General features: G+C 45.0%; 10 protein-coding genes. All 10 read left to right on the top strand.

The features are described from left to right. The first annotated feature begins 208 nt into the window (after positions 1 to 208). A complete protein-coding gene (locus tag SOR_RS07735) occupies positions 209 to 1,435 on the top strand; it encodes a glycosyltransferase (RefSeq protein ID WP_000711917.1) in 1,227 nt (408 codons plus the stop codon). A gap of 15 nt (positions 1,436 to 1,450) precedes the next feature. Beyond that, positions 1,451 to 2,680, top strand: coding sequence for a glycosyltransferase (locus tag SOR_RS07730; protein ID WP_000751398.1), 1,230 nt, complete (start codon positions 1,451 to 1,453; stop codon positions 2,678 to 2,680). Between the two features lie 85 nt (positions 2,681 to 2,765). Beyond that, a complete protein-coding gene (secY2, locus tag SOR_RS07725; RefSeq protein WP_000160075.1) occupies positions 2,766 to 3,983 on the top strand; it encodes an accessory Sec system protein translocase subunit SecY2 in 1,218 nt (405 codons plus the stop codon). Positions 3,984 to 3,992: 9 nt separating this feature from the next. Continuing rightward, positions 3,993 to 5,573 (top strand): accessory Sec system protein Asp1, encoded by a 1,581-nt coding sequence (gene asp1 / locus SOR_RS07720; protein ID WP_000291466.1) that lies wholly within the window; start codon positions 3,993 to 3,995, stop codon positions 5,571 to 5,573. Then, on the top strand, positions 5,557 to 7,086 hold the full coding sequence (gene asp2, locus SOR_RS07715; protein WP_000412869.1) for an accessory Sec system protein Asp2: 1,530 nt from the start codon (positions 5,557 to 5,559) through the stop codon (positions 7,084 to 7,086). The genes asp1 and asp2 overlap by 17 nt, the downstream gene beginning before the upstream one ends. After that, a complete protein-coding gene (gene asp3 / locus SOR_RS07710) occupies positions 7,083 to 7,523 on the top strand; it encodes an accessory Sec system protein Asp3 (RefSeq protein WP_000583893.1) in 441 nt (146 codons plus the stop codon). The genes asp2 and asp3 overlap by 4 nt, the downstream gene beginning before the upstream one ends. Continuing rightward, positions 7,510 to 9,888 (top strand): accessory Sec system translocase SecA2, encoded by a 2,379-nt coding sequence (gene secA2 / locus SOR_RS07705; protein WP_415918554.1) that lies wholly within the window; start codon positions 7,510 to 7,512, stop codon positions 9,886 to 9,888. The genes asp3 and secA2 overlap by 14 nt, the downstream gene beginning before the upstream one ends. A 12-nt stretch (positions 9,889 to 9,900) precedes the next feature. Then, positions 9,901 to 11,421: an accessory Sec system glycosyltransferase GtfA gene (gtfA, locus tag SOR_RS07700; protein WP_000158438.1), complete on the top strand. Its 1,521-nt coding sequence runs from the start codon at positions 9,901 to 9,903 to the stop codon at positions 11,419 to 11,421. Continuing rightward, positions 11,405 to 12,751 (top strand): accessory Sec system glycosylation chaperone GtfB, encoded by a 1,347-nt coding sequence (gene gtfB / locus SOR_RS07695; RefSeq protein ID WP_000615315.1) that lies wholly within the window; start codon positions 11,405 to 11,407, stop codon positions 12,749 to 12,751. The genes gtfA and gtfB overlap by 17 nt, the downstream gene beginning before the upstream one ends. Beyond that, on the top strand, positions 12,744 to 12,923 hold the full coding sequence (asp4, locus tag SOR_RS07690) for an accessory Sec system protein Asp4 (protein WP_000161925.1): 180 nt from the start codon (positions 12,744 to 12,746) through the stop codon (positions 12,921 to 12,923). The genes gtfB and asp4 overlap by 8 nt, the downstream gene beginning before the upstream one ends.

The raw sequence follows: 12,923 nt of genomic DNA, 5'->3' as shown, positions 1-12,923 counted from the left end.
AATCAATGAATAAATAGTAAAATGGAAACCCTTTGAAAACATAATTTTTCAAAGGGCTTTTCTATATGCGAGAAGGGGAAAATCCTCTTTTGAGTTTGAAATAAACTAGGGGAAAAGGTATAATAGGAAGGTGAGATAATCATCGAAAAAATCAGAACTATAGTAGTAGAAAAGTAGCCAAAAGAATGTGAAAAGAAAAGGGGACGAAATGAAAAAAGAGCTTCAAAAAGCCATTGTACTCGGTGGTGATAATGCTTATATGGACAAGATTGAAACAACAATCAAGTCAATCTGCGCCCATAACCGAGCAGTGACTTTTTATGTTTTCAATGATGATTTGCCATCAGAATGGTTTCAGCTCATGGAGAGACGTCTAGAGCCTCTAGCCTCAAAAATCGTCAATGTCAAGATTAGTCATCAAGGTTTGAAAGGGTATAATTTGCCACTAGCCCACCTAAGTTATGCAACTTTCTTTCGCTATTTTATTCCTCAGTATGTTAGTGAAGACCTAGCCTTGTACCTGGATTCGGATATCATCGTTAGATCAAACTTAGATCAACTCTTTTTAGAAGACATGGCAGACTGGCCAGTAGCTGCTGTAGAAGATGCTCTAGTTCCTAGCACTTTTAATGCAGGTGTCTTGCTAATTAATGTGGTTCTCTGGCGTCAAGAAAAGGTGACGGAGCACTTGCTGAGTTTGACAGACCAACTGCATGACCAAGTTTTTGGCGATCAGGGCGTGTTAAATCACCTTTTTGAAGGTCGTTGGAAACCGCTGCCAGCTACCTATAATTTTATGGTTGGTATGGATACAGTGGCTCGGAATTACCAGATGGATTCTTGGTATAGGGATTCTCTTGCTACTGAGAAGACAGCCAAGATTATCCATTATACAGGGGACAAGCCTTGGTACCAAATCAACCTCAATCGTTTTAGGGAGGACTGGTGGTTTTACTACGGACTAGAGTGGTCTGATATCGTCATGAAAAAATGTGATTTCCATAAAGGATTGGCATCTTTAGTTCAAGCTCCCCAGTATGCGACCGCTATTTTTACCAATACGTGTCACATAGAGAGAATCGAACACCTAATCCAAGAACTGCCCGATGTAGAGTTCTCTATCCTAGCTCATACCAACTTTGCGCCGGAGATTATGAATTTGCAATCGCATCTGAACGTACGCCTCTATCCTTACTTTAATCCCATGAATGTCAAAAAGGTCTTGGAAAAGATTGACTTTTACTTGGATATCAATCATGAGGATGAAATTGCAAACATTATCCAAGAGGTGCAGCAAAGAGAAATCCCTATATTTGCTTTTGAGACCACTAGTCATGACTCGAGTGGTTACAGTCATGTCTACTCACCAGCAGCCGTAGGTCAAATGATCGAGTCTATCCGTACGCTTTTGGAATCAAAGAAGCAGTCGTTGTAAACTGAAGGAAACTAAATGAAAAAAACAATTGTTCTCGCAGGAGATTATGCCTATATTCGTCAGATTGAAACAGCGCTTAAGTCTCTCTGCTATCATAATAGCCATGTCAAGGTCTATATCTTTAACCAGGATATTCCTCAGGAGTGGTTCCGCGCTCTCAGACCGATAGTAGAGCAAATGGGCGGTGAGTTAGTGGATGTCAAGATGCTTGGCGCCCAGTTTCAGATGAACTGGAGCAACAAACTGCCCCATATCAATCACATGACCTTTGCTCGTTACTTTATCCCTGATTTTGTTGCAGAGGACAAGGTTCTTTACTTGGACAGTGATCTGGTAGTGACGGCTGATCTGACGGCTCTCTTTGAAATGGACTTAGGCGAAAACTATCTAGCTGCTGCACCATCTTGTTTTGGAGTTGGGGTTGGTTTTAATGCAGGGGTTCTCTTGATAAACAACAAAAAATGGCGAGCAGAAGCTGTGAGACAAGAGCTAGTTGAGCTGACGGAGCGGGAACACCAACATGTCAGTGAAGGGGACCAGTCTATCCTCAATATGCTCTTTCATGACAGCTATACTTCTCTGGACCAGAACTATAATTTTCAGATTGGCTTTGACAGTGGGGCTGCCTCACATGGACATGAATTTATCTTCCAGATTCCCCTAGAGCCCCTGCCAGCCATTTTGCATTTCCTCTCTCAGGACAAACCTTGGAATACTCATTCGGTTGGGCGTTTGCGTGAGGTTTGGTGGCACTATCATCTGATGGAGTGGTCTGCCATTACTGAAAAATGGCGTCAGGCAGGAATTGACTATCCAGTCACAGTCTATCAGCCAGTTATGACTTGTGTTAATTTGACCAATTCCTGGCATCTTGAGAAAATTGACTATCTGGTTCAAGCTTTGCCAGAGGTGCATTTCTACATAGCAGCCTATACGACGATGGCACCGGAACTTATGCTCTTGTCACGTTTTGAAAATGTGACCCTCTATCCCAACACCTTCCCCCTCTTGGTCGAGAAAGTGATCCAGCAGACAGATGTCTACCTCGATATTAACCACGATGACAAGTTGAGTGTTGTTTATGACTATATTTCACACTTTGAGAAACCGATCTTGACTTTTGACAATACCCAGTCCCAGGAACTACCCGAAAGTGCCTATGCAGGTATTTTCTCAGCAGAAAGACCAGAAGAAATGGTGGCTACTTTGAAGGCTTATCTGGATGATAAAACTCACGAAAACTGAGATAGAGATTTGAATGTGCTAAGATAAAAAGGCTGGATGGGCCTCGTGTGGCAGGACAGAAAGATAAAATGAAAAGGAGGAGCTAGTGACAAAATTTCGTTCATCGATAGCAGTAAAAAAAGGGATGTGCACCCTGTTTTTGCTCTTTATTTATGTGCTCGGAAGTCGTATCGCTCTTCCCTTTGTTGACCTCAATAGTCGGAATTTTCTCGGAGGAAGCGCAGCCTATCTGGATTTTTCAGTAGCCCTGACTGGTGGAAATCTTCGTAGCCTCTCTCTCTTTTCAATCGGACTTTCCCCCTGGATGTCAGCTATGATCTTGTGGCAGATGTTTTCCTTTTCGAAGAAGCTGGGCTTAAATTCAGTTTCTTCAGAAGTCCAGGATAGGCGAAAAATGTACTTGACGCTAGGGATTGCCTTGATTCAGGCCTTGGCCTTGACTACAAACCTTCCTGTTCAAGCTCCCTACAATCCTTTCTTGGTCTTTCTCCTCAATACTAGTCTCTTGGTTGCAGGGACCTTTTTCTTGGTTTGGTTGTCGGATATCAATGCGACAATCGGAGTTGGAGGCCCTGTCGTCATTCTTCTTGCCAGTATGGTGGCTTCTCTCCCTCAGGATATCATCCAATCGATCCAAGTTCATAAGATCTCCCTTGGGCTGCTCTTTCTATTGCTAGTGCTTGGCGTCCTCTTTACCTATCTTGTCGTTCTCTTTTACAGAGCGCGATACCGCATCCCTATCAATAAAATCGGCCTCCATTCTCGATTTAAACGCTATTCGTATTTGGAGATCATGCTCAATCCTGCAGGTGGTATGCCTTATATGTATGTTATGAGTCTTATGGGCTTGCCTTCTTATCTCTTGCTCTTACTTCAACATCTGGATAAGGGCAATCCTCTCTACTCTGCTATGCTAGAGCAGTATGCGATGGGGAAACCCTTGTGGATCTATGCTTATATCCTTATCCTCTTTGTCTTTAGCATTGCCTTTGCTTTTGTCAATGTTAGTGGTCAACAGATCGCAGATCAGATGAAACAATCAGGAGATTACATTTACGGAGTCTATCCTGGTGAGGATACCAGTCGCTTTATCAATCGCTTGGTTCTCCGATTTGCTCTAATAGGTGCAGTCTTTAACGTTACCTTGGCTGGAGTTCCGATCTTGTTTGTCTTGCAGGATGAGAGTTTGTTAAAAGTTAGTATGATTCCCGGACTCTTTTTAATTTTGAGTGGTATGCTCTTTACGATTCACGACGAATTGCAGGCGCTCAGACTAAATGAAAGGTATCAGCCACTATTCTAGGAGGTTTTGATGTATTACATTATCCCGGCTTGGTATGGCAAGGAACGTCCCTGGCATGCTGATTTGACACCCTGGTATTTTTCTCATTTTAAGCTAGAATTTGATGATACCTTCAATCAGATTCGCCTGATGAATCGCCAAGGGATTCCTGCACAGGTCCTCCTCCTGTCCTATCAGCCGCATCTGCGCTATTTTCTCCATCGACAAGGTATTTTAGAAGCACCGGTTTATTCCTTATTTGATGAATTGCAGGATTTTCACGAGATTCGACCACAGGTCTTGCAGGTCAGAGATATTGAGTGGGAAGAGGACTGCGAGTTTGTTTACAGTCCCTTTACCATTTTAGTTTTGAGAAATGGAAAGCCCTATGCTCAGGTGGAGCATGGGATAGAAGGTTTTATCAGTACGGTTCAGTATTTCAAGGAAGATGGGCTCTTGTCTGCCAACTACCTGATGGATGATCGGGGGCTGGTTTCCAGTGTGATTTACTACGAAGAGGGCCAGGCTATTTACCAAGATTACCTCAATCCCAAGGGATTGTGGCAGTTTAGAGAGTACTTGCAAGATGGGGGGCGTATCGAGGTCAATCCTATCTTTGCTTTTCGTTTCCAAAAAGAGGCTTACAGAGATATGGGCGAATTGATTGCGGAGTTTTTTGACAAGAAAATAGCTGAACTCCCTGAGGAAGGAGCGACTTATTTTCTACCTGCATGTGATCAGCATAATACTTTCCTTTTAGAACGATTGCCTCACCAAAGCACCAAGGTTCTCAGCCTTTTTATCGGACGAAATCCCCAAGAGCAACTACCTCAGTTGGCGAATTTATTGCCTAAGGTGGACCTTGTTCTGGTCGACAGGGAGGACACCCTGCGCTTGGCTCAATCTGCCTTTCCAGACCAAGCAACGAAGTTTCGTCATTTATCGCCTTTTGATACCCGCTTGGAACTGGGAAAGAGTCAGACTCGGAAGGAGTCGCTCCTCTACTATCAACTGGACTTTGAGCAGGGGATAGAGGACCAAGCTCTCTATCAGGTCTTGCATTTCCTTTCTGAAAATAAGGATACAGAGCTGGTCTTTGGGGCCTTTGCTGCTAGTCAAGAAGAAATGAAGCAGCTGGAAACACGAGTTGCAGAGATGATTGCAGACCAGTTTCAAAGTCAGGAGCTAGAGAAGGAAGTTGATTACCAAGGAGCTGAAAATCCACTTGAAGACAATCGCCATCAGAGCAAGCGCTATTCGTTTGTCAATATGAAGGATGAATCGGAGTTAATCAAGCAGCTGGAATTTGTTCGTCTGATTGTCGATCTGAACAGGCAGCCTCTCCTCTATACCCAGATAGCAGGCATCAGTGCTGGTATCCCTCAAATCAACAGGGTCAAAACAGAGTATGTCAGCCATCAGAAGAATGGCTATCTGTTGGAAAATATTGCGGATTTTGCGCAAGCTGCTCATTACTATCTCGACAGCCTGCAGGTGTGGAATGATGCTCTGATCCATTCTATTGAAAAGATAAAGGAACACACTGGGGAGCAATTTCTGATTAAACTAGAGAAGTGGTTGGAAGAGGTGAAGTATGGAAAAGAAATATAAGATCTTGCAAATCGGTCTAGAGGATTGGCAAGATACGCTTGCCCTACCAGCCCAACTAGACTGGTATCATGTTCCTCCCAACACATCGTCTGACATCCAGAAAATCATGGATGAGAATGACCTAGAGCACTTTCATGCTGTCATTCTCACGGATGGAGCTTATTTAGTAGATTTGTTGCCTTTTACATCTAGCTTGGAACCCTATACGGTTTTCTATCCAGAACAGTTTGTAAGTCAGGAACAAAACATTCAGAACCTCATCAAACAGCACTGCATGCAAGCGATGGACCTGTCAGACAGACAGGGCTTTGTTCGAGACCTCTCCACCTCCCTCTTTGAAGGTGGTTATGGAGATAAGCTGAGTCCAGCTACGATAAGGATTCACCCGAGTTTCCAAGGCCCTGTCTCCTATCAAGGATTTGAGCATCTGGAATTAGAAGGTGATTTTGGCAAGAACTATACCCAACTAGCCTCTTGGGCCTATAATCAGACCGTCCAAGCCCATTCGCCAATCGAACTCTGGCTCGAATATGAAAAGAGTGGGCCAGTGGACTTGCGCCTGCGTTTGAGAAAGATCCCAGCAGGATCCATTTCAGAGATTAGACAGGACATTCTCCTCAAGGAAGCAGACTTTGCCCAAGCAATCATTGTGGAACAAGACTATGACGCTTATCTGAGCATTTCTCTTGAAGCGCGTGGCCAGGGAAAGGTCAACATCGGCAATCTCCACCAACGCTGGAGCCGGAAACAGTTTGGAAAGTTTGTTCTCGGAGGCAATATCCTGCATGACAAAAAACGTGAGGAAATCAACTATTTCTTTCACCCAGGAGATTTCAAGCCACCTCTAGCAGTCTATTTCTCAGGTTACCGTCCGGCGGAAGGCTTTGAGGGTTACTGGATGATGAAGAATCTCCGATGCCCCTTTCTCCTTTTTTCGGATCCCCGATTAGAAGGAGGAGCCTTTTACCTAGGAAGTGAGGAATTGGAAGATAAGGTTCAAGCAACCATCCAACACTATCTAGACTATCTAGGTTTGGATAGAAGTGACTTGATCCTATCTGGCTTGTCAATGGGAACCTTCCCGGCCCTCTATTATGGCTCTCACTTTGAGCCCAAGGGAATCGTAGTAGGGAAACCTCTGACAAATCTAGGGATCATCGCACAGAGGGGCCGACTAGAAGCGCCAGGAGTTTTCCCGACCAGCTTTGATGTCTTGCACCTTCAGACAGGAGGAGTGAGCCCAAAAGACATGAAGGAATTGGATCAACGTTTTTGGACCCGATTTAAACAAGCTGATTTTTCCCAGACGACCTTTGGTCTTTCTTACATGAAGGACGAGGATATGGATAGTGCTGCCTATGACCAACTAGTGGAGACTCTTTGCCAGACAGGTGCCAAGATCTTGTCGAAAGGGACAGCAGGTCGACACAATGATGACACAGGAACAAACGTTGCCTGGTTTATTCATTTTTACAAGATGATATTAGAAGAATACGGAAGAGGTGAGACATGATTATCATCAAGAGAGAGGATATTAGGTGGGGCGAGATGGGAGCTACTTATCTTTACGGTAGCCAGATCACCTATCATGCAGATGGTCATGTTACCCTGAAAAATCCTTTGCTGGCTTCAGGTGAAACCCTTAAAACCTGGTTTTCTAGTGTCAATTACCAGGCTACTAGAAGTCAGCCCAGCCTCCCTCTTCTTAAGAAAAATCATACCTACCGTCTATCTATGAAGATGCAGGTTCAACCGGTCAAAGGCCTCTATCTCAAACTGACCTTTTTAAACCGTTATGAGGAAATCATCGAGGAGAAGATTGAAAGGCAATTTTCCTTTAGCTTCACCTATCCTGAAACGGCCTACACCTATCGCCTTTCCTTGATTAGTGCAGGTTTTGAGGCTCTTGACTTTGTTTCGTTTTCTATTGAGGAGGATGCTGGTGTTTAATCATTTGTATCAGGAAAGACAACTGAGAAAGGTCAAGAAGCTTGTAAGCCAAATCAACGCCCTCAAAGAAGAGATGGCGGCTCTCAGTGATGAGGAAATGGCTGCAAAGACAGAGGAGTTTCGCCAGCGTCTTGCCAAGGGAGAAACCTTGGATGAGCTATTGGTGGAAGTCTATGCCCTTGTTCGAGAGGCGGATAAACGGGTCTTGGGTCTCTTTCCCTATGATGTGCAAGTCATGGGAGCCATCGTGATCCACCAAGGAAATGTGGCTGAGATGAATACGGGTGAAGGCAAGACCTTGACTGCAACCATGCCCCTCTACCTCAATGCCCTAACGGGAAAAGGCAGCATGCTGGTCACGACCAATGACTATCTGGCTAGACGGGATGCAAGTGAAATGGGTCCGGTCTACCAATTTTTAGGTCTAACTGTCGGTCTACCCTCTTCAGATAATCCAAAGGAGGACTTGACTGCCGAAGAGAAAAGAAAGATCTACACCTCGGACATCGTCTACACGACCAATAGTGTCCTGGGATTTGACTATCTCAATGACAATCTTGCCTCCACTAGTGAAGGAAAGTTCCTGCCTCCCTTTAACTATGTCATCATTGATGAAATCGATGACATTCTACTCGATAGTGCCCAAACTCCCTTGATTATCGCAGGTTCTCCCCGTGTCCAGTCTAACTATTATGGGATGATTGATACCCTAGTGACGACCTTGGTTGAGGGAGAAGACTACATCTACAAGGAAGAAAAAGATCAGGTTTGGTTGACCCGAAAGGGGGCCCAGACGGTCGAAGGATTCCTAGGAATCGACCATCTCTACAAGGAAGAGTACGCCAGTTATGTTCGGCATCTAGTCTATGCTCTCAGAGCCCACACGCTCTATACCAAGGACAAGGATTATCTGGTTCGAGGGCAAGAGATGGTTTTGTTGGATAAGAGCACAGGACGTTTGATGGAAATGACCAAGCTTCAAGGAGGTCTCCACCAAGCCATCGAAGCCAAGGAACATGTGAAGCTTTCTCCTGAAACCAGAGCCATGGCTTCGATCACCTACCAGAGTCTCTTTAAAATGTTTCGCAAAATCTCAGGTATGACAGGAACGGGAAAGGTGGCAGAGAAAGAATTTTTCGAAACCTATAACATGTCTGTCATTCGCATTCCGACCAATCGCCCACTTAGGCGAATGGACCATCCGGACAATCTCTATGTGACCCTACCTGAGAAAGTGTATGCTTCTTTGGAAGCAATCAAGACCTATCACGCCAAAGGCAATCCACTCCTTATCTTTGTCGGTTCTGTTGAAATGTCCCAGCTTTATTCGTCCTTGCTCTTGCGAGAAGGGATTTCCCACAATGTCCTCAATGCCAATCATGCGGCGCGTGAAGCCCAGATCATTGCAGAGTCTGGACAGATGGGGGCAGTGACAGTTGCGACTTCTATGGCAGGTCGAGGGACAGATATCAAACTCGGTCCAGGAGTCGCAGAATTGGGCGGTTTGATTGTGATTGGTACCGAGCGGATGGAGAGCCGACGGATTGACCTGCAAATCAGAGGTCGTTCCGGCCGCCAGGGCGATCCAGGCATGTCTCAATTTTTCGTATCGCTTGAAGATGATGTGATCAAAAAGTTCGGACCGTCTTGGGTTCACGACCTCTATCAAGACTACCAAGTGGAAGATAGTAGCAAACCTATCCTACTTAAGGCTCGCAAGTACCGCAATCTCGTCAGAAAAGCCCAAGAGGCTAGTGATAGTGCCAGTCGCTCTGCACGCAGACAAACCTTAGAGTATGCGGAAAGCGTCAATATTCAGCGCCAAATAGTCTACAAAGAAAGAGATTGCTTGCTAGATGGGAGCCGTGATTTAGGGCATATACTTGAGGATATACTGGCAGACTATACCAAACAAATCTCAGAAAAAGCCTATAGCAGCCCCCAAGAACTCTTTCACTTTATCGTGACCAATATTAGCTTTGGGATGAGAGAATTACCTGCTGATTTGGATTTAGCTGATGCAGATCAGATTCGGGAGTTACTAGAGAAAATAATAGCTAAGGAAATCGCAGCTAAAAAGGAAGTCCTCCAACCTCACCAGCTCTATGATTCTTTTCTGAGAATATCTATGCTCAAGGCTATTGATGACAACTGGGTTGAGCAAGTCGACTATCTCCAACAGCTCAGTCTAGCAATCGGGAGCCAGTCTGCTTCTCAAAAGAACCCTATCGTAGAGTACTATCAGGAGGCCTATGCAGGCTTTGAAACCATGAAGCAACAAATCCGTACAGATATGGTACGCAATCTTCTCATGGGGATTGTGGAAGTAACGCCCAAAGGTGAGATTCTCACCCATTTTCCATAAAAAGAGGATCATATGACAATTTACAATATAAATCTAGGAATCGGTTGGGCGAGTAGTGGTGTCGAATATGCCCAGGCCTACCGAGCAGGGATTTTTAGAAGTTTAGACCTAGCATCTAAGTTTATCTTTACCGACTTGATTTTAGCAGACAATATCCAGCATTTAACGGCCAATATCGGCTTTGCGGATGATCAGGTAATCTGGCTTTACAATCATTTTACAGATATCAAGCTAGCACCGACCAGTGTTACAGTTGATGAGGTCTTGGCCTCTTTTGGTGGCCTAGAGAGTCATAGGGAGCAAGATGGCAAAGTCTTGCGCGTCTACTTTTCAGACGAGGACAAGTTTGTGACCTGCTACTTGGTAGACTCGGCTAAGAATCTAGTACAGCATGCAGAGTATGTGTTTGGTGGTAACTTGATTCGCAAGGATTATTTCTCCTACACGCGTTACTGTACAGAATATTTCGCGCCCAAAGACCAAGTGGCTAGGCTTTATCAACGAAGCTTTTTCAATGAAGATGGCAGCACTGCTTACGATATCTTGCTGACTGAAGGACAGGAAGAGGTCTATCGATTTAAAGACCGGATTCTGTACGGAAAGCCAGCCCTTATGCGCTATTTTATGCAAAGTTTGAACTTGAGCAAGTCTGATTTGGTCATCTTGGATAGGGAGACAGGGATTGGTCAGGCTGTTTTTGAAGAAGTACAAAAGGCCCATCTAGCAGTTGTCGTTCATGCAGAGCACTATAGTGAGAATGCTAGCAACGAAGACTATCTCCTTTGGAACAACTACTATGAGTATCAATTTACAAACGCGGACAAGGTCGATTGTTTTATCGTATCCACGGATCGGCAGAAGGAAGTTCTCGAAGGTCAATTTGCCCAATACAGTCAGCATCGTCCACGAATCGTCACGATTCCAGTTGGGAGCATAGATCAGCTGACCGAGCCTGCTAGGGAACGCAAACCCTTTTCTCTCATTACCGCTTCGCGTCTGGCCAAGGAAAAACACATCGACTGGCTAGTCAAGGCGGTTATCCAAGCGCATCAAGTCCTTCCAGAGCTTACCTTTGATATTTATGGCAGTGGGGGTGAGGAATCCCTTTTAAGGGAAATCATCACGGCTCACCAAGCGGAGAACTACATCCAGCTCAAGGGACATGCAGACCTATCTCAGATCTATCCCCAGTATGAAGTCTATTTGACGGCTTCAACTAGCGAAGGGTTTGGTCTGACCTTGATGGAGGCAGTGGGTTCAGGATTGCCTTTGATTGGTTTTGATGTGCCTTATGGCAACCAAACCTTTATCCAGGACGGTCAAAATGGCTACTTGATTCCAAGTTCAGACGACCATGTTGAAATGGAAATTAAAAGGGCCTTTGCAGAAAAGATCTGCCAGCTTTATCAGGAAAATCATTTGCCAGATATGCGAACAGCATCTTATGACCTAGCTAGAGGATTTTTAACAAATCAGGTGAGGGACAAGTGGAAGAAAACGATAGAGGAGGTCCTGCATGATTCAACTATTTGATCGATATGGCCAGGAAAGCCGCGATTTGCACGAAAGTTTAGAAGCTGCTGGTCTGTCCCATGCCATAGTTGTGATCGAGCCAGATGGCTTTCTCCCAGATGGGATTCTTTCTCCCTTTACCTACTATCTAGATTACAAGTCAGGAAAAGCTCTTTTTTTCAACCAAGTAGCCGTACCTGAGTTTTGGGAGATTGCGGGAAATAATCAGTCGGCGCATATCCTAGAGGATTCTCGGGAGAGGGGTGTGATTCACTATGTGGATGCTCCTCAGGCTCGTCTGGTCAAGCAAGTCGACTGGAAGGACCTATCCGGTCGCATCTACCAAGCAGACCACTATAACCAATACGGAGTCTGCTTTGCTAAGACCACCTATAGTGCAGATGGGCAGACTATCCTGACCAAGTATCAGGATGCAAAGGGACAGGAAATTATACTAGAAAACCATGTGACAGGCGATATCCTCCTAACCTTGCCTGGACAAGGTCTACGCCATTTTAAAAATCGAGTACAATTCACGATCTTCTTTTTGCAAGACTTGGGAATCGACACTCGCCACCTTCTCTTTAACACTCTAGCCACCTCTTTCTTGGTCTCATACCATTATCCAGACAAGAGCGGACAGGACATCTTGGTCTGGCAAGAACCGCTAGATGATTGTCTTCCTGGGAATATGCAGCTGCTCTTGGAGCAAGGGGAGTTGAGAGCCAAGCAGATCCTCATACCAGACAAGGCTACCTATGAAAAGGCCTTGGCCTTGGCCAATCCAGCCTATCATGACAAGTTTGTCCATCTAGGTTATCATTATCAGTTCAAAAGAGAAAACTTCGTCCGACCAGATGCCTTGATTGTTACCAACTCAGATCAGATCGAACATATCGAAACTCTGATTGAGTCCTTGCCAAGAGTGACCTTCCGAATCGCGGCAGTGACTGAAATGTCGTCCAAGTTGCTGACCTTGCTTTCCTATCCCAATGTCGTTCTCTACCAAAACGCCAGTCCGCAAAAGATTCGAGAACTCTACCAGCTGTCGGCTCTCTATTTGGATATCAATTACGGAAACGAGCTTTTGGATGCTGTCCGTCAAGCCTTCGAGCACAATGTGCTCATCCTAGCCTTTAACCAGACAGCTCATAACAGACCTTACACAGCTCCAGAACACCTCTTTGATGTGCAGGCTGTTGGAGACATGATTGCGAAGATTCAAGAAGCTCTCAGCAGTCTTGACAAGATGGGCCGAGCCCTTGGACATCAAGGCCGCCATGCCAACTATGTGGACTTGGCTACTTACCAAGAGAGGATGGAAAGGATAATAGGGGAAGGACATGACTAAAAAAGATTTATTTTACAAGGATGTCGAAGGACGCATGGAAGAGTTAAAGCAAGGAGCGCTTAAGAAAGAAAAGCCTACCCGAGGAGAAAAGATCAGTAAAACCTTCTCCATTTTACTCGGCTTGCTCATCCTTCTTACCCTGATCTTTACATTATTAGGAATTCTGAGGTGA

It is taken from the genome of Streptococcus oralis Uo5 (assembly GCF_000253155.1).
Lineage (GTDB): Bacteria > Bacillota > Bacilli > Lactobacillales > Streptococcaceae > Streptococcus > Streptococcus oralis_L.
This window is presented reverse-complemented; position numbering and strand designations above follow the sequence as displayed.